This window comes from Micromonospora sp. NPDC085948 (assembly GCF_040686315.1).
Taxonomy (GTDB): Bacteria; Actinomycetota; Actinomycetes; order Mycobacteriales; family Micromonosporaceae; genus Micromonospora.
This window is the reverse complement of record NZ_JBFBJW010000001.1, coordinates 261,572-282,042: the sequence shown is the minus strand read 5'-3', so window position 1 is coordinate 282,042 and position 20,471 is coordinate 261,572. Positions and strand designations below refer to the sequence as shown.

Below are 20,471 nucleotides of genomic sequence, written 5' to 3'. Positions count from 1 at the left end.
CGGCAACCACGCTGAGCTTCTCCGTCGGATATCTCTGCAAGAAGGTGGACTGCTGGAGATATGTGTCCTCGATGCCTCTCTTAGGGATTGGCAATCGACCCTCGACGCGCTCGAGCAGGCGGGTTACGAAATGTCGCTGGCAACGGAGGGCGAGGGCGACAAGGAGCCAGTGTCGATAACGCCCGTGCTCTTCTCCGAAGGAGACAACGTGACCAGCACGTTGCATGTCCGAGTCGGTCGCCAGCTGTGGACGACCCAGTTCTACTCGACGTCACTTGTCGACTTCCAGGGCGACCCACTCGCGGTGACCACGAAGGCCGATCTGGACGACGTGGAGAAGTTCATGGTGGTCATCTCTCGGGCGACCGGAAAGACGGCGCGCTTCATTCCGGAGTCTCTTGATCCGCAGAAAACCAGGTCCTACCTGGAGGTCGGTCCGTGAGCTGAGGGCGTGTCGGTGCGGTCGCGATCGCGGTGTCGTCGGCGACGAGCGAACGACGGCACGGCGTCGAGGCCTTGACCGGTGGCGCGTCCGGCTCGTCGGCCGCGCCACCGGTAGGGTCTGCTCATGGCAGACCTGCTCACCGCGGACGCGGTGCGAGAAGAGCTGGGCCGGTTGCCCGACTGGTCGGGTGACCCGACCGGCATCGGTCGTACGGCCCAGCTCGGCAGTTTCCCGGCCGCCATCGCGGTGGTGGACCGGGTGGCGGCGGTGGCTGAGGAGCTTGACCACCATCCCGACATCGACATCCGATGGCGGACCCTGACCTTCCGCTGTGTCACGCACTCGGCCGGTGGGGTTACCCACCGGGACGTCGAGCTGGCCCGGCGGATCGACGACATCGTCCGGAGTGCGGCATGAGATTCGAGATCAGCAAGGTTCTGGATGCCATCGAGGGTCGGGTCTGCACGGACCCGTCGCTGGCCCGGGCTGTCGTCGACCTGGCCGAGGTGATCCGCTACCAGGACATCGACGGTGGCCGGCCGGCGAGCCTGCTGCGCCTGGGCATGGTCATCGACGCGCTCTCCCGGGAGTTGGAGGAGGACAGCGTCCAGGTCTACGCGGTCGTACACCGGGCGTTGCTCTCCGACGCCGACCTGACGTCCAACGAGCGGATGGTCGTGCGGCGCTGGGCCGACGACGGGCTCGTCGAGGTGCTCGACAATCCGGGCGACCGGATGTTGGAGGTGGCCGACCTGCTCGGGTTGCCGGTGCTCAGCCGGGTCCGCTTCGACGGGCTGCGCGGGCGGTTCCCGTGGCTGGTCGAGCAGCCCGGTCGGGTGGTCGCCCCGGTGCCGGGCGCCGGCGGGCCGGTGTTCATCGCGCACGTCGGCGGTGGGCACGCGCCGGTCGCCGGCAAGCCCTCGCCGACCGGCGTGAAGCTGCTGGCCCGGCAGTGGCGCTGCCCAGAGTCGGGTTGCGCGTTGTTCGGCGGCGGTGGTGGGGGTGGCGCGTTCGCCGACCTGGCCGGGGGCGCCGATCGCGGCCCGGCCGCGCAGCCGCCGCCCGCGCTGCGCAACGGCGTGCCGACCTGCCCCCGACACGGGGTACGCCTCGGTGACAGTGGCCCGCGTCCGCGTAGCGAGGTGCTCGCGGTGCGCGTCGGTGGTCTGGTCCGGCGGCGGTTCGTGCTCACCGAGGAGCGGCCGATCGTGGCCGGCCGGGCTCCCGAGCAGGACGGCGGGATCATGCTCGGTCAGTGGCTCAACGACGAGGCCCGGCGGTGGATCAGCCGTGGTCACGTCCAGTTCGAGCTGCGGGTCGGCGAGGTCATCGTGACCGACATCAGCACCAACGGTTCCGGCATCCGTCCGGCCGGCTCGATGACCGAGTCGGACCGGGTTCCCCTGGCCCCGCAGCAGTCCCGGGTGCTCGGTGAGAACGACATGGTGGAGCTGTACCCGGGGGTGCAGATCGGCCGTGCCGAGGAGTTGCCGACCGGCGCCCCGTTCACCCCCACCTCGGTGATGGCCGAGGCCCCAACAATGGCGATGCGCCTACCCCGCCCCTGACGCGGAAGGCGGGCGTCGGGACTCCCGACGCCCGCCTTCCAGCACGTGTGCTTCAGCCGGCCAGCACCTCGGCCAGCTTGGTTACCGCCAGGTCGATCTCCTCCTCGGTGATGACCAGGGGCGGGGCGAGCCGGATGGTGGAGCCGTGGGTGTCCTTGGCGAGCACGCCACGCTCGGCGAGCCGCTCGCACGCCTCCCGCCCGCTCATCAGCGCCGGGTCGATGTCCAGACCGGCCCACAGGCCGCGGACGCGTACCCCGACCAGACCCTTGCCGACCAACCCTTCCAGGCCGGTTCGCAGCCGTTCACCCAGCTCGGCCGAGCGGCGCTGGAACTCGCCGGTGGCCAGCAGCCGGACGACCTCGATGGCGACCGCGCAGGCGAGCGGGTTGCCGCCGAAGGTGGAGCCGTGCTGGCCGGGCTTGAGCACGCCGAGCACGTCGGCGTTCGCGGCCACCGCGGAGACCGGCACGATACCGCCGCCGAGCGCCTTGCCGAGCAGGTACATGTCGGGCACGACGCCCTCGTGGTCACAGGCAAAAGTCTCGCCGGTACGCCCCAGACCGGACTGGATCTCGTCGGCGATGAACAGCACGTCGCGGTCGGTGCAGACCTGACGTACGCCCGGCAGGTAACCCTCCGGCGGCACCACCACGCCCTGCTCGCCCTGGATCGGCTCCAGCAGCACGGCCACGGTGTTCTCGTCGATCGCGGCGGTCAGCGCGTCCAGGTCGCCGTACGGCACGACCGTGAACCCCGGGGTGTACGGCCCGAAGTCGGCGCGGGCGTCCTCGTCGGTGGAGAAGCTCACGATGGTGGTGGTCCGGCCGTGGAAGTTGCCCTCGGCGACCACGATGTTGGCCTGGCCGGCGGGCACACCCTTGACCTGGTAGCCCCACTTGCGGGCCACCTTGATCCCGGTCTCCACGGCCTCCGCGCCGGTGTTCATCGGCAGCACCAGGTCCTTGCCGCACAGCTCGGCCAGCTCCCGACAGAAGTCGGCGAACTGGTCGTGGATGAACGCGCGGCTGGTCAGCGTCAGCCGGTCCAGTTGCGCGTGCGCGGCGGCGATGAGCTGCGGGTGCCGGTGGCCGAAGTTCAGCGCGGAGTAGCCGGCCAGGCAGTCCAGGTAGCGCTTGCCGTCCACGTCGGTGAGCCACGCGCCCTCGGCGGACGAGATCACCACCGGCAGCGGGTGGTAGTTGTGCGCCGTCCAACGCTCGGCGTCCCGGACCGCTCCCGGCGTCCGCAGGATGTCATCCACGATCACTTGATTGCCTTTCCCTGGCGGAGTCGCAGTGTGCAGCACTTCGGTCCGCCGCCGGCCTTACGCAGCTCGGACAGGTCGATACCGATGGTTTCGTAGCCCCGGTCGCGCAGCTTGGCGGCCAGGTCGGTGGCCTGCGCGGGCAGCACCACGTGCTGTCCGTCGCTGACCGCGTTCAACCCCAGCACCTCGGCGTCGGCCAGGGTGGCGTGCACCGCGTCGGGGAAGAGCCGGCGCAGCACCGCCTGGCTGCCGGGGGAGAACGCCTCCGGCAGGTACGCCACGGTCCGCTCGTCGAGCACGGTCAGCGCGGTGTCCAGGTGGTAGAAGCGGGGGTCGACCAGTTGCATGGTGATCACCGGGTAGCCGAAGACCTCCTGCAACTGGGCGTGCGAGGCGTGCGCCGTGCGGAAGCCGGTGCCGGCCAGCAGGTGGTCGCCGGCCAGCAGGACGTCGCCCTCGCCCTCGTTGACGTGCTTCGGGTCGTACATCTCGAAGCCCGCGTCCTCGAACCAGGCCCGGTAGGCCGGTGCCTCGTCGGCGCGCTGCGGGTCGCGGAACTGCACGGCCATCGCCTTGCCGTCGATGACCGTGCCGCCGTTGGCGGCGAAGACCATGTCGGGCAGGCCGGGCACCGGAGTGATCTCCTCGACGGTGTGGCCCAGATCAAGGTACGTCTGGCGGAGCTGCTCCCACTGCCGGACGGCCAGCGCGGTGTCGACCGGCGCGCTCGGGTCCATCCAGGGGTTGATCGCGTAATCGACGGCGAAGTACGTCGGCCGGCACATCAACAGGCGCTGGCTGGTGGCGTCCATCGTCATTGTCCTGCTCCAAGGGGTCGGGCGCGCCCGGCCACCGTGGCCCACGGGCTGGCGCCGTGACTCAACGCTATGCGGCCCCAGCGGCAGGATCCACCACCGAGAGTTGCGCAGACCGAACATTCATTGCGTCTCAGGGGGGCTCGGCTGCGAATCGTTGCGTTCCGGGCTGGGTGGGCCAGGATTCGTGTTTCGGGCCACCGGGCACGGAAGCCGCCACGGGCCTGGCCCGGAAAACACTTCAGGGGCGGCGAACCGCCGCCCCTGAAAGGGTGTTGCCCGGCCGGTGAACCACCGGATGAGTTCGGGCTGCCGGCGAACCGCCGGCTGTTCGCCGGTGCATCACCGGCGAGCGGAACAGTGCCCGCTAGAAACGATCCACAAACTGTGAGTCAAGCCACTCCCGGAAGCGTTGCACCCAGTCCCCGTCGGCGGTCGGCCAGTCGAACTGCCCGGTCATCGCGAGCACCCCGATCACCACCGCGGCCAGGCCGATCAGCACGCCGAACAGCGCGTCGGTCTTGCCGGCGACGTGCCGGCGGTGGGTGGCCATCAGGCCGAGCACCGCGAGCACCGCGCCGAACGCGCCGACCCCGATGCCGTACCCGGCCAGGGTGCCGGTCAGCACGAACATCGCACCGACGACGGAGACGATCAGGCCGAGAGTGGCGAGCAGGCTGGCCCGCGGCTTCGGGCCACGGGTCACCGGCGGCTCCGGCGTGGTCGCGCCCGGGGTCGGGTCGGCCGGGCGGTCGGTGGTGAGCCCGTCCGTCGGCTCGGGCCGGCGGGTGGTGGGGTCGAGGTCGGCGTCCCGCTCGGCGGTGCGCGCCAAGGTCGGGGCGGTGCCGGCCCGGGACTCGGTCTCCACCGCAATGCCGGTCCGGGACTCGGTCTCCGCCGGGCGGGCGGCCGGGGACGTGGTCTCCGCCGGGCGGGCGGTGCCGGTCCGTGGCTCGCTCTCGACCGGGCGGGAGATGGCGGCTCGGGCCACCGCAGCCCGCTCGGCGGCCCGCCGCTCGGCCTCGCCGAGCTGGCCGCTGGGCGCTGCGGCGCTGCGGTACGTCGTCTGGTCGGCGTCCCGGTCGGTGACCACCGGCCGTCCGGCGACGTCGTCAAATCGGCCCGCGTCGGTGGCCGCCGTGCTGTCCCGGTCGGCGACCGGGGCGTCGCGGCCGTCCACGCGGCCGTCGAGGTTCTCGTCCCGCGTCGGTGCCGGCTCGGACCGGCGGGACAGCGAAGGAATCCTGACCACTACACACCTCCTGATAAATGCGTGGTGGCCGACGGACGGGGTGGCACCCACGCGCTTCCGTCCTGAATTACCCACCTGGGCGTTTCTTGACACCAATTTCGGGTACGGGGTCGCCACGCCGCACCCCGGCCTGCCGCACGAAGACCTCCCGCCGGTCGACGGCCAGGCCCTTGCCATTCAGTACGTAGCCCGTCAGCCAGACCCATCCGTGGTACGTCGGGCGCTTGTCGACACTGACCAGTCGTAGGCGCAGCGCCCGCTCGCCGGCGAACTGCACCGAGCACGCCGCGCCGATCAGCAGCAGGTCGCCGGGTTTCCACTCGGTCACGTCGGCCAGTGGCCACGGCTGATCGGGATGCGGTGGCGGGCCCGGCAGGGCAGTTCGTCGCCGCAGCGGCACACGGTGCGCCAGCGCACCCAGCTCCACACGGGCCGGTGTCGACGGGCGAGGGTCAGCGCGGTGACCAAGAGATATTCGTTGTACGACACGCGCATGGCGGTGTCCTTCCGAGCAATAGCGTCCCGGTGGCCTTGTGCTGACGCTATTCCCGATTCTGCTTTCTGGGAGGCGCCAACGCGTGACATCTTGTTCCATGCTGGCCCCCTTGTGCAATCCGCACAGCCGCCCTAACGTCACGTCATATTGACGCACGAGGAATGGAAGAGAATTGCGTGCGAGGCGAAACATTCGGTGTTGCAGGAGGGACGCGGTGATGTTGCATGACGGATGAAACAAGCGGGTCCACGGTCCCTCGGCGGCAGCTCGGACGGCTGCTCACGCAGCTCCGCGAGGATGCCTCGGTCTCGCTGGACGCCGCAGCCGAAGCACTGGACTGCTCACGGCAGAAGGTGTGGCGCGTCGAGAAGGGGCTGGTCCCGGTGCGCGTCGTGGACGCCCGAGCGATGTGTGCTCTCTATCGGGTGCCCGACGCGATGGGCGAGATTGTCGCCGGGCTGGCGAAGGAGACTCGCGCCCGGGGTTGGTGGCATTCGTACGGCGATGTCGTGCCGTCGTGGTTCTCGCTGTACGTCGGCCTGGAATCCTCCGCCTCGGCACTGCGCCAATATGACGCCGAGCTAATTCCCGGACTCCTGCAAACCCGGGAGTACGCCGGCGAGCTGTTCCGCCGGAAGAATCCGACCCTGCGCGAGGAGGATCGGGAGAAGCTGGTGGAGGTCCGGCTGCAACGGCAGGGCATCCTCGTGCGTCGGCTGCCCACCGCGCCCACCCTGCGGGTCGTCCTGAGTGAGGCCGTTCTGCGGCGCACGATCCCCGACCGCCGGGCGATGGCTCAGCAGTTGCGACACCTGCTCGATGTGGCCGCACTGCCGACGGTGAGTCTGCGGGTCCTGCCGCTCGCGGCCGGTCCGCCGCTGGCCAGCGAGACGGGCACCTTCGTCCTGCTGGACTTCCCGCAGGCGTTCGGGAGGGCGTCCACCGAGCCGACCACTGTCTACGTGGAGAACATCACCGGGGCGCTCTATCTGGACAAACCAGCCGAGGTGGTCGCCTACGAACATGTCTGGTCGGATCTGGAGGCCCTCGCCTCGGGTGAGGCAGAATCAGAAAAAATGATCACTTCGATCATCGAGGAGCATCATGACTGACCTTGCCGGTGCGACCTGGCGCAAGAGCACCCGCAGCGGCGGGAGCGGCGGCAACTGCGTCGAGGTGGCCGACGACCTGCCCGGCGTCGTGGGCGTACGCGACAGCAAGGACCCGACCGGTCCGGCGCTCGCCTTCGCTCCTGCCGCCTGGGCCGCGTTCGTGGGCGACGTCAAGGGGCAGCGCCGGAGCTGACTACACCGTCCAGGGCGCCCTCCCGCTTGATCGACTCGCCCTCCTGAACGTCGGGGTGTCCCGCTCACCAGAACACCCCGACTTCCTAAAAGCCGAGTCGATCAGCGCGGCGACGCCCGGAGGCGGCGCGGCGACGCCCGAGGCGATCAGCGCGGCGGCGCCCGAGGCGAGGGGCGCGGCGACGCCCGAGGCGAGGGGCGCGGCGGCGGCCGGCCGGCGGCGATCAGCGCGGCGGTGACCTGGGCCGATCGGCGTCTCGGTGCGGGCTGGCTATCCTTGGCACCTGTGCCAGAGGGACATACGATCCACCGCCTGGCGGCCCGCCACGCCGAGCTGTTCGCCGGGGACAAGGTGCACGCCGCCAGCCCGCAGGGCCGCTTCGCCGACGGCGCGGCCCGGCTCTCCGGCACCGTGCTGGAGGGCACCGAGGCGTACGGCAAGCACCTGCTGCACCACTACGCCGGCGAGCTGACTCTGCACGTACACCTTGGGCTTTATGGGAAGTTCACCGACGGATCGGGGGAGCCGCCCGAGCCGATCGGCCAGGTGCGGTTGCGGCTGGCCAGCGATCGACACTGGCTGGACCTGCGCGGACCCACCGCCTGCGAGCTGATCAGCCCACCCGAGGTGGCCGCACTAAGGGACCGCCTCGGGCCGGATCCGCTACGAGCCGACGCCGACCCGGAGCGGGCGTACCAAAGGATCTCGCGCAGCCCGACGCCCCTCGCGGCGCTGTTGCTGGACCAGTCGGTGGTGGCCGGCACCGGGTTGATCTTCGTGACCGAGGCGCTGTTCCGGGCCGGACTGCCGCCGACGATGCCCGGCCGCCGGCTGACCCGCGCCGGCTGGGACGCGCTCTGGGCCGACCTGGTCGGGCTGATGCGGCTCGCGGTCGAGCATGGCCGGATCGACACCGTGCGCGACGTACACCTGCCGGAGGCGATGGGCCGGGCGGCCCGGGTGGACCGGCACGGCGGCGAGGTGTACGTCTACCGCCGCCCCGGCGCGCCCTGTCACGTCTGCGGCACCGAGGTCAGCCGTGGTGAGCTGGCCGGGCGCAACCTCTACTGGTGCCGCACCTGCCAAGCCGGCTGAGCCGGTCGCGTCGCCCAGGCCGCCCGAGCCGCCCGAGCCGCCCTTGATCGTGCTGGAACAAGGAAAGAGTGGCCTCCTGGGTTGGGCAGACCACTACATCCTGAATCGAGCGCGATCATGGGCGGAGTAGTCGATCAATGATGGCGGTCAGTCGCCGTCGAGCAGCCAGCGGACCACCTCGATCTGGTGCGGAAAGACGCCGTCGTCGGCGACGCTCCAGGCCAACGTGTGCCCGATCGTCCAATCCCGCACCCGCTCCCGGTCCAGTCCGAGGTCGGTGCTGAGCCGGCGCAACCGGTGTCGGACGGCGGCCGGCGAATGGCCCAACTCCGGACCCCGCACCATCGACACGACCGAGAACTCGCGTTCGCCGGTCAGCGGCTTCGGGTCGATCGCCAGTCAGGGTTCCCGGTCCGCGGCGAGCACGTTGCCGGCGTGCAGGTCCTGGTTGACGAGCACCTGCTCGCCCTGGCTCGACACCAGGGCGGTGAGCAGGTCGAGCGCCGCGTCCAACAGCCGCCGCTCGTACGGCCGGCCGACCCGCTCCCATGCGCGGGGCATCCGGTCGATCCGGCCGGCGGCCTCCTCAGCGAGCGGGGTGAACGGTCTGCCAGCGGGTCGCCAGAGCCGCGGCAGCAGCCTGGTCACCACGTCCAGCGCCCGGTCCATCGGCAACTCGTGCAGCGGACCGCCGGGCCGGCAGCGTTCCACCAGCAGGGCGCGTCGTTCCGGATCGTGTGCGAGCAGCCGGATCGCGCCGTCGCCGTCCCAGTGGGCCAGCGCGTCGGCCTCGTGCCGGCTGTCGTCGTCCGGGTACTGGAGCTTCAGCACCGCCGCCGTCCCGTCCGGTAGGTCCGCCGGGAGCGCCAGCGAGGCGTACGCCTGCCGGAAGGGCGGGCCAAGTCGCAGCGACCACTGCTCGGCGCACTCCGTCAGCCACGTCGGGAGCGTGGCGAGCCAGGCCCGGCCGGCCGGTGACGCGCCTACCCAGTCGAGTCCCTCGGGTAGTTCCATCCGGCCATCCTGGGGCTGGGCGTTCCCAGGCTCGTCCACAGTGGCTAGCGTAGGCCCGTGCAGATCGGCGTGAACGTCCCGAACTTCGGCCCGGGCACCGACCCCGACGTGCTGCGACGGTGGGCGCAGACAATCGAGGGCCTCGGGTTCGACCTGCTGATGGTCTCCGACCACATCGCGGTGACTCCGGACGTGGCCCAGCAGTACCCGGCGCCGTTCTACGAGCCGTTCACCACGTTGTCCTGGCTGGCTGGGGTGACCCGCCGGGTCCGGCTGGGCACCACGGTGCTCATCGTCCCGTACCGGCACCCGCTGCTCACCGCCCGGATGGCGGCGAACCTCAACCGGCTCAGCGGCGGCCGGCTCGTCCTCGGGGTCGGCGTCGGCTGGGCCCGGCAGGAGTTCGAGGCGCTCGGCGTCCCGTTCCAACGACGCGGCGCGTTGACCGACGACCATCTGCGCGCGATGCGCGACGCCTGGCAGGACACCGACGACTACGACAGCCCGGCGGTCCCGATCTGGGTCGGCGGTAACAGCGACGCCGGCATGCGTCGCGCCGTTCGGCTCGGTGACGCGTGGCATCCGCTGCGACTCACGCCCGGCGAACTCGCGGACGCGGCCGGGCGGCTCGGCACCATCGCCAAGGAACTGGGCCTCCCCGAGCCGGCGCTGGTGCCGCGCATCGCGCTCCAGGAAACCCGCGAACCGGTCACTGCCCCGGACCGGCTCGCCGGTGTCGGCACCATCGAGCAGATCGTCGCCGACCTCGACCAGATCCGGCTGCTCGGCGCGGAGGCGGTGGTGCTCGACCCGTTCAACGGTGACCCGGCCGAGATCCGCCAACCCGAACGCGCCTGGCGGACCCTCGCGGCCGTGGCCGCGTACGCCACGACCCAGGAGGTTCGATGACACCCGACGACGAGACGTTTCTCCGCCGCGCCGTGGAGATCGCCAGCCAGGCGGGGGCTGCCGGCGAACGGCCGTTCGGGTCGTTGCTCGTCGGTGCGGACGGCACGGTGCTGATCGAGGACCACAACACGGTGGTGTCCGACTCGGACATCAGCGCCCATCCGGAACTCAAGCTGGCCCGCTGGGCCGCCCGGGAACTCGCGCCCGACGTGGCGGCCGGCACCACCATGTTCACCAGTTGCCAGCCCTGCCCGATGTGCGCGACCGCGATCGACCGCTCCGGGCTCGGGCGGGTGGTGTACGCCCTGTCCAGCGAGCAGTTCGAAGAGGTCAAGCCGGCCACCCCGCCGTTGCCCGCGGTCCGCTACGAGGGGCCGGCGCTGTTCGACGAGGCGCGTCAGCCGATCGACAACTACTACTGACCCAACCGGTAAGGGCTGCCGTCGCGGCTCAGTCGGGCTTCGGACGGGAGCGCAGGTATTCCATCTGGGCGTGGCTCAGGTCGTGTGCGCGCGCCAGGTGGCGGGTGATCACCTCAAGCTCGTCGTCGGTCTGGTCGTCGAGGATCGCCTGCCAGGACTGGCCGAGGTCGTCCCAGACCGCCGTGACCCGGTCGACGCGATCCGGCACGGGGCTGACCAGCACCCGGCGCCGATCCTCCCGGTCGGGCGTGCGTTTCACGTAGCCACCACGTTCGAGTCGGTCGACCAGGCGGGTGGCCGAGCCCGTGGTGAGGCCGGTCATCTCAGCGATCTCACGCACCGTGCGCGGACCGGGCGCCGCGGTGAGCAGGCTCAGGAACTGCACGTCGGTCGGGTGGAGGCCGAGGTGGTCGGCGATGGCCTGGTTGAACAGCACGTACGAGGCCAGATAGCGACGGGACGCCATCGACAACTCCTCGTACAGCCGGGCCCTGCGCGGTGGGGTCACCCAGATCACCTCCAAACTAGTTGCACGACGCAGCGATTCTTCCTAGCCTGCTGCGTGGCGCAGTTAATGCGTCACGCAGCTATATTACCCCAGGAGGACTCATGCTCACCGTTGCCGTCAGCGGAGCCACCGGAGCGCAGGGCGGGGCCACGGTCCGCGCCCTGCTGAAGGCCGGCCACCGGGTACGCGCGCTCACCCGCCAACCCACCTCCCCGGCCGCCAACGTCCTGCGCGACCTCGGCGCCGAGCTGTGCCACGCCGACTTCGACGACCGCGCCTCCCTGGACGCCGCGCTCGCCGGAGCCGACTCGCTGTTCGCGGTCACCACCCCCTTCGGCACCGACCTCGCCACCGAGGTCCGGCACGGCACGGCCCTCGTCGACGCCGGGGTGACCGCTGGCCTCGACCACATCGTGCTGACCACCGTCGCGCACGCCGACCGGGGCACGGGCGTTCCGCACTACGAGAGCAAGTACCTGGTCGAGCAGCACCTCCGGGGCTGCGGTGTGCCCTGGACGATCATCGCGCCGGCGGCTTTCATGGACAACTACGCCAGCGGCTGGACCCTCGACGGCCTGCGCGAGGGCGTCTTCGCCTGGCCGATGCCCGCCGACCGGCCGCTCGCCCTCATCGCGGCGGTCGACATCGGCGCGTTCGCCGCCCTCGTCCTGGGGCGCGCCAGCGCGTTCGCCGGCCGTCGGATCGACATCGCCTCCGATCAGCGCACACCCGCGGAGATGGCCGAGATCCTCGCCGGTGCCATCGGCTCCGCGATCAACCATCGGCGGGTGCCCCTGACCCGCGTCCAACAGTGGTCCACCGACCTGGCGGCGATGTTCGCGTACTTCACCGATGTCGGTCTGGACCTCGACGTCGCCGGCCTGCGTCGCGACTACCCGGAGGTCGGCTGGCACGGCTTCGCCGACTGGGTCGCCGGCCAGGACTGGGCCACGCTGCTGTCCGCCGCGACCGGCGACCATGTGTCGTCCACGTCCTGACCAGGCCCCCGCTCCCGCTCAGGACGTGTTGCGGACGCGTGCGCGCCACAGGTCGTCCTGGGTGCCGGTCTGCTGCCAGAGGCGCGCGACGCCGTCCGGGCCGAGGTCGTCGAGTGGTACGAGAAAGTGCGTGGACAGCGTCCGGGCGAAGTCGTCGACGTCGGTGATCGTGCGCGGGCTGCTGGTGTCGGCGCCCAGCCGGCGCAGGGTCCGGGACAGCAGGATCAGGGTCTCGCCGGCGATCGGCCGGGCGGCCATGAGCGTGGTGACGTACGCCGAGGTGGGGGACGTGGACATGTCCCGGGAGCGGGCGGCGAAGTCGGCGATGTCCCGTGGTCGCAGGCGGAAATCGTAGGAGGCGATGGTGCCGCCGGGGTGGTGGTGGAATCGCCAGGTGTCCGGGTCGAGTTGTTCGAGCCGGTAGGTCAGGCGCCCCTGCGCGTGCGGACCCTCCCGCATCGGCAACGGCTGGACGAATCCGTCGCCGATGCCGGCGTCGGCCAGCCAGCGCCGACCGTCCAGGTCGACCAGGAGCGCGTTGTGGTTGCCCCACATCGCCTCGCCGCGCGTCGCGCGCAGAACGGCGGCCTCCACCATGGTTACCTGGAAGCCGGTCAGCCGCAGCAGCGTGGCCAGGCCGGCGTTCTGCTCGTAGCAGTAGCCGCCGCGTCGACGCCGCACGAGCTTGTCGAAGATCGCCTCCGCGTCGAGGGCGATCGGCCGGCCGAGCTGGATGTCGAGGTTCTCGTACGGCACGGTGTGCCGCCAGGCCTGATGTAGGGCGAACAGCGTCTCCACGTCGGCTGCCACGCGCCCGTGGTGCCCGATTCGGTGCAGCATCTGAGCCAGTTCGGTGCTCATCGGCGGACTCCTAAATGATAGATGCTCCTCCACTTGACGAGTGTAAGTGACAGAACTTCATCCGTATACTGATGGAGTGACGAACGAGGGCAGCAGGCTCCGGGCCGACGCCAGGCACAACCGCGAGCAGATCATCGAGGCCGCTCGGGCGCTCATCGCCGAACGGGGCGTCGACGTGCCGATGGAGGAGGTGGCCCGCCGCGCCGGTGTCGGGGCCGCCACCCTGTACCGCCGGTTTCCCGATCGCGAGGCCCTGGTGCGCGGGGTGGCGCTGGACGGCTTCGACCGTGTGGTCGCCATCGCTCGCGACGCCGAGGACGAGGAGCCGGACGCGTGGCGGGCGCTGGCGCGCTTCGTCCGCCGGGCGGCGGCCGAGCTGCGGTTGGCCACCTGGCTGTCGATCTGGTTCACCAGCACCTGGGAGCAGTTGCACACCGAGCCCGAGGAGCAGCGGCTGCGGCAAGCCCTGCTGAAGATCCTCGACCGGCTCGTCCGCCGCGCGCAGGCCGACGGCGATCTGCGCCGCGACGTGGGCGCCAGCGACCTGACCCTGATGATGGCACTGCTGCTGCGGCCGTTACCCGGGCTGCGCGCCGAACTCACCCAACGCAGCGTGGACCGCTTCCTGGTCCTCATGCTCGAGGGCCTGCGTGCCGGCCCGGGCATCCACGAGCTTCCTCCCGCCGAGATCGGTCTGACCGACCTCGGTGGCGCGTGAGGAACGCTGACGCCAGGCAACGCGGATGGCCGGAATTGACAGTCGGCCGGCTGCCGGAGCAGGGTTGAGAAGTGACAACGATGTCAACGGTCATAAGGGATGAATCGCACTCATGATCCTCCCTTGCGTCTGCGGCGTCACGCCGTACCGTTGACGGTTTTGCGGCGCGGACCCGGTCCGTACGCCGATCCTGGCCGTATGTCCCTTTCCTACCCGACGGTGACCAGCTGAGATGACCGACGTGCCCCGATTCGACGCCACCACGAACCCCGCAGGATCACCCGACCTGCCCGACCTGGACGACTTCCTCGCCGACCAGACCCGCACGCTGCTCGACACGGCCCGCCGCGCGGTCCGGGCCGAGGGCGGCTTCTGGTGGTTGACCGACGACCGCACCCCGGACCGTGGTGAACCCGTCTACACCTGGATCACCTGCCGGATGACCCACGTGGCCGCGCTCGCCCACCTGGGCGGCGACCCCGACGCCGCCGCCCTTGTCGACCACGGAATCGCCGCGCTCAGCACCCTGCTGCGCGACGACCGGTTCGGCGGTTGGTTCAGCGCCGTGGACCAGCAGGGAGCGCCCGTCGACGACCACAAGGCCGGCTACGACCACGCGTTCGTGCTGCTCGCCGCATCCAGCGCCGCGCGCGCCGGACGGCCCGGCGCGGAGGAGTTGCTCGCCGACGTCCTGACCGTGGTGCGGGACCGGTTCTGGGACGACGAGGTGGGAGCGGTCCGCGAGTCGTGGAACCGGGACTGGACGGTGACCGAGGACTACCGCGGCGCGAACAGCAGCATGCACATGGTGGAGGCGTTCCTCGCCGCTGCCGCCGCCACCGGCGACCCGAGCTGGACCGACCGGGCCCTGCGGATCGCCTACCACCTGCCGCACACCGAGGCCGCCCGGCACGACTGGCGGCTGCCCGAGCACTTCACCGCCGACTGGACGCCGCTGCTCGACTACAACCGGGACCAGCCCGCCGACCAGTTCCGGCCGTACGGCTCGACCATGGGCCACTGGCTGGAGTGGGCCCGGCTGCTGCTGGAGTTGGAAGCGGTCCTGCCGCAGCCGCCACGCTGGCTGCTCACCGACGCCCGCCACCTGTTCGCCGCCGCCGTACGCCGCGGCTGGGCGGTCGACGGTGCCGACGGCTTCGTCTACACGATCGACTGGGACGACCGGCCGGTGGTGCGCTCCCGGATGCACTGGGTGCTCGCCGAGGCCGTCGGAGCGGCGGTGACCCTGTACCGCCGCACCGGCGACGACGTCTACGCCGACTGGTACCGGGTCTTCTGGGCGTACGCGCGCCGCTACCTGATCGACGGCACCGGCTGGCGGCACGAGTTGGACCCGCAGAACCTGCCCGCCGACACGGTCTGGCACGGTCGGCCGGACGTCTACCACGCGTACCAGGCGGTGCTGCTGTCCCGCTCGGCCACCGGGCTCGGTGGCCCCGGCCCGCTCGCGCCGGGCGAGGTGACCGCATGATCGTGGTCGCGGGTGAGGCGCTGATCGACCTGGTGGTCACCGCCGAGGGGGAGCGCGCCGTGCCGGGAGGCTCCCCGGCGAACGTGGCGGTCACCCTGGCCCGGCTCGACCAGCCGGTACGGCTGCTGGCCCGGCTCGGGGCCGACGAGTACGGTCGGCAGCTCGCCGCACACCTGAGCGCCAACCGGGTGGAGCTGGACTGGGCGGTCCGCGCCCCGGAGCCCACCTCGGTGGCGAAGGCCACGCTGGACACCAGCGGGCAGGCCAGCTACGAGTTCCGGCTGGCCGGCACGGCGGACTGGCAGTGGACGCCGGACGAGTTGCCCGACCTCACCGGGTCAGGGGCGACCGCGCTGCACACCGGATCCCTCGCGCTCGCGCTGGCACCCGGTGCGCAGGTGCTGGAGGACCTGCTCGCCCGCGAACGCCGCCGCGACGGGCTCACCGTCTCGATCGACCTCAACCTGCGGCCGAGCATCGTCACCGACCGGGCGGCCGAGCAGGCCAGGGTACGACGCCAGGTGCCCCTCGCGCACGTGGTGAAGGCCAGCGACGAGGACCTGGCGTGGCTCTACCCGGACCGGTCGGTGGGTGACGTACTGGCCGAGTGGCGCGACGCCGGCGTGTCCTGCGCGCTGGTCACCCGGGGTGGTGAGGGTGTCTGGTTGCTCGCCCCGAACGGATCGCTGCACGAGCAACCGGCGGTACGCACCACGGTCGTCGACACCGTCGGCGCCGGTGACTCGTTCACCGGCGGTCTGCTGGCCGCGCTGGCCGACCTCGACGCGCTCGGCGACCGGCCGGCCGACCGGCTCGCCGGGGTGACCGAGCAGCAGTGGGACGTCGTGCTGCGGCAGGCCGCGACGGTGGCCGCGTTGACCTGCGCCCGCCAGGGCGCCGACCCACCCCACCGCGCCGACGTCGACGCCCTCCTCAACCCAACCCCGTAAAACCCCGGCCCTCGCCCCCACCCCGCCCCCCACCGCGCCGGGGCCCAGGCTCGCCGGGTCGATCATGGACTTATGGTGCCTCACAAACGCCGCGAAGTGCAGTCAAACGCCCACCACAACTCCATGATCGACCGGGTGGGGGTGGGGGTGGGGGTGGGGGTGGGGGTGGGGGTGGGGGTGGGGGTGGGGGCGAGCGGGGGTTGGGTTAGGGGAGGCCGCGGCGGAGGAGTTGGGTGGGGAGGACCGTGGTGGACGGCGCGGACTCGTCGTTTCCGGCGATCCGCTGGAACAGCCGCTCGGTGGCGACCCGGGCCAGCTCCCGGGTGTCGTAGGCGACGACGGTCAGGGGCCGGGGCATCAGGTGGGACAGCTCGAAGTCGTCGAAGCCGACAAGCGCGGCGTCGCTGCCCCGGCGGTGCAGCTCCTGGAGCGCGCCGACGGTGAGCCGGTTGTTGGCGCAGAAGAAGGCCGTCGGCGGGTCCGCCAGGTCCAGCAGCGCGGCGACCGCCCGCCCGGCCTCCTCGGGCGCGATGAGCCTCTCGGAGACCAGCGACTCGTCCGGTGCGACCCCGGCCGCGGCCAGGGCCGCCCGCGCCCCGGTCAACCGTTCGCGCATCGTGGGCACGCTCGGCGCACCGAGCAGCAGGCCCACCCGGCGGTGCCCCTGATCCAGCAACGCGGCGACGGCGGCGTGGCTGCCGCCCCGGTTGTCCAACAGCACGGCATCGGCGTGCAGCCCCTGCGGCGGCCGGTCCAGGAACACCACAGGCATCCCCAACTCGACCTCGCGCCGCAGGAACGAGTGGTCGAGGCCCGCCGGCACCACCAGCAGCCCGTCGACCCGGCGCTGGGTGAAGTCCTGGAGCAGGGCGCGTTCCCGCTCCGGGTCCTCCTCCGACGAGGCGGTGATCAGCATCGTGCCGTGCGCGGCGGCGATCTCGGCGGCAACGCTGGCGATTGTCGCGTAGAACGGGTTGGCGATCTCCTCGATGAGCAACCCGACCGTGGCGTTGAGCTGCCGGGAGCGCAGGTTGCGGGCGATGTCGTTGCGCCGGAAGCCCAGCTCGGCGATGGCGGCCAGCACCCGGCTGACCAGCTCCTGACCCACCGGCTCGTCGTTGACCACCCGCGAGACCGTCTTCAGGCTGACCCCGGCGTGCCGGGCCACGTCGACCATCGTCGGGCGCCGACGCGTCGTCGGCCGGGTCGGAGTCTGGGTCACGGGTCCTCCACGGCGGGCACCGGTCAGCGGTCGAGGGCAGCGAGCGCGTCGACCGCCTTGCGGGCGGCGACGAGCACCGGATCCCACACCGGCGCGTACGGCGGAGCGTAGCCCAGGTCCAGTGACGTCATATCGTCCACCGTCATGCCGTTCCAGAGTGCCACGGCCAGCGTGTCGATCCGCTTGGCCGCCTCGGACCAGCCGACGATCTGCGCGCCGAGCAACCTGCCGCTGGGCCGCTCGGCGATCAACTTGACGGTCATCGGCCGGGCACCGGGGTAGTAGCCGGCCCGGTTGGTCGACTCGGCGACCACCGAGACGAAGTCGAAACCGGCCAGGGTGGCCTCCCGCTCCCGCAGGCCGGTGCGTCCCACCTCCAGGTCGCAGACCTTCGTCACGGCCGTGCCGATCACACCGGCGAAGGTGGCGTACCCGCCGCCGATGTTGATCCCGGCCGCGCGGCCCTGCTTGTTGGCGTGGGTGCCCAGCGGCACGTGTACCGGCATCCCGCTGACCCGGTGCAACGTCTCCACGCAGTCGCCCGCCGCCCAGACGCCGGACAGCCCGGTCACCCGCATCCGCCGGTCCACCCGGATGCCGCCGGTCGTCCCGATCGGGAACCCGGAAGCCTCGGCGAGCGCGGTGTTCGGGCGTACTCCCAGGCCCAGGACCACGACGTCGGCCGGTATCGGCCCCTCGGCCGTGACCACCGCGGACACCCGGCCGTCGCGCTGCTCCAGGCCGGTCACCGGCAGGTCGGTGCGGATCGTGACACCCAGGCCGCGCATCGCGTCGGCGACCAGCTCGGCCATGTCGCCGTCGACGGTCGCCATGGGCTGTGAGCCCGCCTCGACCAGGGTCACCGACAGGCCGCGCTGCATCAGCGCCTCGGCCATCTCGACGCCGATGTAGCCGCCGCCGATCACCACGGCCCGACGCGGCCGTGGCTCACCCTCCAGCCAGTCGCGCAGCGCCGCCCCGTCGTCGAGGGTCTGCATGCCGAACACGCCGCCAGCGTCGGTGGCCGCCCAGGGCGGCTGCACCGGCACCGCGCCGGTGGCGTACATCAGGTCGTCGAAGCGCTCGCGGACCTCGCCGCCGCCCTCCAGGTCGCGGGCGACCACCTCGCGGCGGTCCAGGTCGATGGCCGTGACCTCGTGGCGCAGCCGGACGTCCATCGCGTACGTCGTGCGGAACGTCTGCGGGTCCCGGGCAATCAACGCCTCCGGGCCGGACACCAGGCCACTGATCCAGTACGGGATGCCGCACGCCGAGTAGGAGGTGAAGTGGCCCCGCTCGAAGACCGTGATCTCCAGGTCGTCGCGGTCGCGGCGGCGTCGGGCCTGGGACGCCGCCGACATTCCGGCGGCGTCCCCGCCGATGACGATCAGCCGTTGCGCCACGGCCTCATCCTGTCACGTGCTGATCAGCCGCGGGTCTGTCGTGCGACGTCCTGCACCACGTCGGTGAGTCGGCCGGTGCGCTCGAACACCGCGCGCTGCCGGGCCGCACCGCTGCCGTGCCGCCGCAACCCGCCCAGCAGGTCGGTCACGTCGGCCCAGTCGCCGTGCTGCTCAAGCGCCGGCCGCAGCCGTTCCACCAGCCGGTCCAGCAGCTCCCAGGCCGGGCGCACCTCGCCGGTGGTGACGTCGACCGCGTCGCCCTCCAGGCCGTCGTGCGCGGCCCGCCAGTGTGCGCCGACCAGCAGGTGGTGGTCGGTCTGCAACGCCGGCCGCCCAGCCTCGACATCCGCCATCGCGGTCGCCACCAGGGCCCGGACCAGGGCGGCGACCAGCACCGCGTCGTCCACCGACGGGCAGACGTCGCCGATCCGCAGCTCCACCGTCGGGTACTTCGCCGACAGGCGGGCGTACCAGTAGAGCATCCCCTCGTCGAGCATCACCCCACTGGAGATCAACTGTCGGATCAGCCGCTGGTAGTGCTCGTGCGACTCCAGATAGGGGGTCGGGGCCACCGACGGCCAGCGCTCCCACTCCACCGAGCGCCAACTCGCGTAGCCGGTGTCCTCCCCGCGGGAGAACGGGGAGTTGGTGGTCATCGCGTGCAGCATCGGCAGCCACGGGCGTACGTGGTTGAGCACCTGCACACCGGTCTCCGGATCGGGGACGCCGACGTGCACGTGCATGCCGTTGTTGCCGGGGCCCGGGACGAGCAGCCGGAACCGCTCGATCATCCGGTCGAAGCGGGGCTTGTCCACCACCGGCGGCACCGGACCGTCCACCGGACCCGTGCCGATGGCGAGCAGGCGTACGCCGGCCCGCTCGGCGGCGTCGGACAGCGCCCGCCGCAGCACCCCGAGGGAGTGCCGGATCGACGAAAGCTCCAGGCCGGGCGGGCTGCCGATCTCGATCTGACTGGTCTGGAACTCCCGCTCCACCTGCCCGCGAAGCTCGGCCGGCACCTGCTCCATCACCAGGTCGACGGCCGGGACCGCGGCCCCGGTGTGCGGGTCGACGAGCAGGAACTCCTCCTCGACACCCACGGTGAGCAATCCGGTCGCCGCAGCCGTCTCGCTGGGCGCCTCCGCCACCTGACCGGTCATCGACACCACCGTCCGTTCCTACCGGTCGCGGTCCATCCGCGTCGGTCCGCTGTCTGGTTACCCAACGTGGCGACACCGGGAAACGTGGCGTGACTCGTCGTGCTCGGGTGTGCCGTCGATTTCGGCGGGACGACGTGACAGCGGGTCCTATGCTGAGCCCGTGCCGGTGCCACTGGGGTTTGTCGGGGTCGCGTGGATGGTCGCGTTCGCCCAGCTCACCCTGCTCGCCGGCCGTCCGACCGACCTGCTCGCCGGTGCCGCGCTGACCGCCCTGGTGCTGCTCGCCGTGGTGCTCGCGGCGCGGGTGCTGGGCAGGTCGGGCACCCCCGGCACCGGGCCGCGGTGGGCCGGGCTGCGCGCCCGGTCCCGTGGCCGCCGAATGCCCCGGCAGATCGACCCGGACGCCGCCGGTCGCCCCCGCCCCCGTGCCCCGGGACACCCCTCGGCCGCGTAGCGCCACGCCGCCGCGCGGCCGATCCCGCCGTCACAGGTCCCCCTGTCGAGCGTCGCCCGTGCTGTCGGGTGTCGCTCGGGGGAGGACCCCACCGGAATCGGACCGAGGGGTTTG

Annotated in this window: 23 protein-coding genes and 1 pseudogene; 13 read left to right on the top strand and 11 right to left on the bottom strand. The window is 71.6% G+C overall.

Going from position 1 to position 20,471, the window contains the following annotated elements; genetic code table 11:
* Nucleotides 1–208: 208 nt before the first annotated feature.
* The 3 genes from AB0O48_RS01415 to AB0O48_RS01405 all read left to right on the top strand — a co-directional run bounded on the left by AB0O48_RS01415 (nt 209) and on the right by AB0O48_RS01405 (nt 2,013).
* Nucleotides 209–442: a hypothetical protein gene (locus AB0O48_RS01415; protein ID WP_357246553.1), complete on the top strand. Its 234-nt coding sequence runs from the start codon at nt 209–211 to the stop codon at nt 440–442.
* 126 nt (nt 443–568) lie between these two features.
* Nucleotides 569–862 carry a 4a-hydroxytetrahydrobiopterin dehydratase gene (locus AB0O48_RS01410; protein WP_357246551.1) on the top strand — a complete coding sequence of 98 codons (294 nt, stop codon included), beginning with the start codon at nt 569–571 and terminating at the stop codon, nt 860–862.
* Nucleotides 859–2,013, top strand: a complete 1,155-nt coding sequence (locus tag AB0O48_RS01405; RefSeq protein ID WP_357246548.1) for an FHA domain-containing protein — start codon at nt 859–861, stop codon at nt 2,011–2,013. Before AB0O48_RS01410 ends, AB0O48_RS01405 begins: the two co-directional genes overlap by 4 nt.
* 52 nt (nt 2,014–2,065) lie before the next feature.
* Here the strand turns inward: AB0O48_RS01405 and rocD are convergent, their stop codons facing one another.
* The 5 genes from rocD to AB0O48_RS01380 all read right to left on the bottom strand — a co-directional run bounded on the left by rocD (nt 2,066) and on the right by AB0O48_RS01380 (nt 5,845).
* On the bottom strand, nt 2,066–3,280 hold the full coding sequence (rocD, locus tag AB0O48_RS01400) for an ornithine--oxo-acid transaminase (protein ID WP_357571891.1): 1,215 nt from the start codon (nt 3,278–3,280) through the stop codon (nt 2,066–2,068).
* Nucleotides 3,280–4,095: a dimethylargininase gene (ddaH, locus tag AB0O48_RS01395; protein ID WP_357247154.1), complete on the bottom strand. Its 816-nt coding sequence runs from the start codon at nt 4,093–4,095 to the stop codon at nt 3,280–3,282. Before ddaH ends, rocD begins: the two co-directional genes overlap by 1 nt.
* Nucleotides 4,096–4,465: 370 nt before the next feature.
* Nucleotides 4,466–5,350, bottom strand: coding sequence for a thrombospondin (locus tag AB0O48_RS01390; protein ID WP_357571826.1), 885 nt, complete (start codon nt 5,348–5,350; stop codon nt 4,466–4,468).
* A gap of 67 nt (nt 5,351–5,417) precedes the next feature.
* A complete protein-coding gene (locus AB0O48_RS01385; protein ID WP_357246542.1) occupies nt 5,418–5,678 on the bottom strand; it encodes a hypothetical protein in 261 nt (86 codons plus the stop codon).
* Complete coding sequence (locus AB0O48_RS01380; protein WP_357246539.1) at nt 5,675–5,845, bottom strand: hypothetical protein; 171 nt, start codon at nt 5,843–5,845, stop codon at nt 5,675–5,677. Before AB0O48_RS01380 ends, AB0O48_RS01385 begins: the two co-directional genes overlap by 4 nt.
* Nucleotides 5,846–6,070: 225 nt before the next feature.
* Here AB0O48_RS01380 and AB0O48_RS01375 point away from each other — a divergent pair, with 225 nt between their 5' ends.
* The 3 genes from AB0O48_RS01375 to AB0O48_RS01365 all read left to right on the top strand — a co-directional run bounded on the left by AB0O48_RS01375 (nt 6,071) and on the right by AB0O48_RS01365 (nt 8,246).
* Nucleotides 6,071–6,958 carry a helix-turn-helix transcriptional regulator gene (locus AB0O48_RS01375; RefSeq protein ID WP_357571825.1) on the top strand — a complete coding sequence of 296 codons (888 nt, stop codon included), beginning with the start codon at nt 6,071–6,073 and terminating at the stop codon, nt 6,956–6,958.
* A complete protein-coding gene (locus AB0O48_RS01370) occupies nt 6,951–7,151 on the top strand; it encodes a DUF397 domain-containing protein (protein ID WP_357571824.1) in 201 nt (66 codons plus the stop codon). The genes AB0O48_RS01375 and AB0O48_RS01370 overlap by 8 nt, the downstream gene beginning before the upstream one ends.
* Nucleotides 7,152–7,436: 285 nt before the next feature.
* Nucleotides 7,437–8,246: a DNA-formamidopyrimidine glycosylase family protein gene (locus AB0O48_RS01365; protein ID WP_357246531.1), complete on the top strand. Its 810-nt coding sequence runs from the start codon at nt 7,437–7,439 to the stop codon at nt 8,244–8,246.
* 147 nt (nt 8,247–8,393) lie between these two features.
* Here AB0O48_RS01365 and AB0O48_RS01360 read toward each other — a convergent pair.
* Nucleotides 8,394–9,260, bottom strand: a pseudogene (locus AB0O48_RS01360) (aminoglycoside phosphotransferase family protein).
* A gap of 57 nt (nt 9,261–9,317) precedes the next feature.
* On the opposite strand from AB0O48_RS01360, the gene AB0O48_RS01355 reads away from it, so the two are divergent.
* Nucleotides 9,318–10,169: an LLM class flavin-dependent oxidoreductase gene (locus AB0O48_RS01355; protein ID WP_357246526.1), complete on the top strand. Its 852-nt coding sequence runs from the start codon at nt 9,318–9,320 to the stop codon at nt 10,167–10,169.
* The gene (locus AB0O48_RS01350) at nt 10,166–10,591 is read left to right on the top strand and encodes a nucleoside deaminase (RefSeq protein WP_357246523.1); all 426 of its coding nucleotides are present in this window, start codon (nt 10,166–10,168) and stop codon (nt 10,589–10,591) included. The genes AB0O48_RS01355 and AB0O48_RS01350 overlap by 4 nt, the downstream gene beginning before the upstream one ends.
* A 28-nt stretch (nt 10,592–10,619) precedes the next feature.
* Here AB0O48_RS01350 and AB0O48_RS01345 read toward each other — a convergent pair whose 3' ends face one another.
* Nucleotides 10,620–11,099, bottom strand: a complete 480-nt coding sequence (locus AB0O48_RS01345) for a MarR family transcriptional regulator (protein ID WP_357246522.1) — start codon at nt 11,097–11,099, stop codon at nt 10,620–10,622.
* Nucleotides 11,100–11,200: 101 nt separating this feature from the next.
* Here AB0O48_RS01345 and AB0O48_RS01340 point away from each other — a divergent pair, with 101 nt between their 5' ends.
* Entirely contained in the window at nt 11,201–12,097 is an 897-nt protein-coding gene (locus AB0O48_RS01340; RefSeq protein WP_357246519.1) for an NmrA/HSCARG family protein, read from the top strand.
* 18 nt (nt 12,098–12,115) lie between these two features.
* On the opposite strand, the gene AB0O48_RS01335 is transcribed toward AB0O48_RS01340, so the two are convergent.
* On the bottom strand, nt 12,116–12,958 hold the full coding sequence (locus AB0O48_RS01335; protein ID WP_365062323.1) for an arylamine N-acetyltransferase: 843 nt from the start codon (nt 12,956–12,958) through the stop codon (nt 12,116–12,118).
* A gap of 76 nt (nt 12,959–13,034) precedes the next feature.
* Here AB0O48_RS01335 and AB0O48_RS01330 point away from each other — a divergent pair, with 76 nt between their 5' ends.
* The 3 genes from AB0O48_RS01330 to AB0O48_RS01320 all read left to right on the top strand — a co-directional run bounded on the left by AB0O48_RS01330 (nt 13,035) and on the right by AB0O48_RS01320 (nt 16,118).
* Nucleotides 13,035–13,676 carry a TetR/AcrR family transcriptional regulator gene (locus AB0O48_RS01330; RefSeq protein WP_357246513.1) on the top strand — a complete coding sequence of 214 codons (642 nt, stop codon included), beginning with the start codon at nt 13,035–13,037 and terminating at the stop codon, nt 13,674–13,676.
* A 232-nt stretch (nt 13,677–13,908) separates the two neighbouring features.
* Nucleotides 13,909–15,168, top strand: a complete 1,260-nt coding sequence (locus AB0O48_RS01325) for an AGE family epimerase/isomerase (RefSeq protein ID WP_357246510.1) — start codon at nt 13,909–13,911, stop codon at nt 15,166–15,168.
* Nucleotides 15,165–16,118, top strand: a complete 954-nt coding sequence (locus AB0O48_RS01320; protein ID WP_357571819.1) for a carbohydrate kinase — start codon at nt 15,165–15,167, stop codon at nt 16,116–16,118. Before AB0O48_RS01325 ends, AB0O48_RS01320 begins: the two co-directional genes overlap by 4 nt.
* A gap of 205 nt (nt 16,119–16,323) precedes the next feature.
* Here the strand turns inward: AB0O48_RS01320 and AB0O48_RS01315 are convergent, their stop codons facing one another.
* The 3 genes from AB0O48_RS01315 to AB0O48_RS01305 form a co-directional block, all read right to left on the bottom strand.
* The gene (locus AB0O48_RS01315) at nt 16,324–17,295 is read right to left on the bottom strand and encodes a LacI family DNA-binding transcriptional regulator (protein ID WP_357247151.1); all 972 of its coding nucleotides are present in this window, start codon (nt 17,293–17,295) and stop codon (nt 16,324–16,326) included.
* A gap of 68 nt (nt 17,296–17,363) precedes the next feature.
* Nucleotides 17,364–18,743 carry an FAD-dependent oxidoreductase gene (locus AB0O48_RS01310; RefSeq protein WP_357571818.1) on the bottom strand — a complete coding sequence of 460 codons (1,380 nt, stop codon included), beginning with the start codon at nt 18,741–18,743 and terminating at the stop codon, nt 17,364–17,366.
* 23 nt (nt 18,744–18,766) lie between these two features.
* Nucleotides 18,767–19,903, bottom strand: coding sequence for a glutamate--cysteine ligase (locus tag AB0O48_RS01305; protein WP_357246501.1), 1,137 nt, complete (start codon nt 19,901–19,903; stop codon nt 18,767–18,769).
* A 160-nt stretch (nt 19,904–20,063) separates the two neighbouring features.
* Between AB0O48_RS01305 and AB0O48_RS01300 the strand changes: the two genes are divergently transcribed.
* Nucleotides 20,064–20,357: a DUF6412 domain-containing protein gene (locus tag AB0O48_RS01300; protein WP_357246498.1), complete on the top strand. Its 294-nt coding sequence runs from the start codon at nt 20,064–20,066 to the stop codon at nt 20,355–20,357.
* The last annotated feature ends 114 nt before the right edge of the window (nt 20,358–20,471 follow it).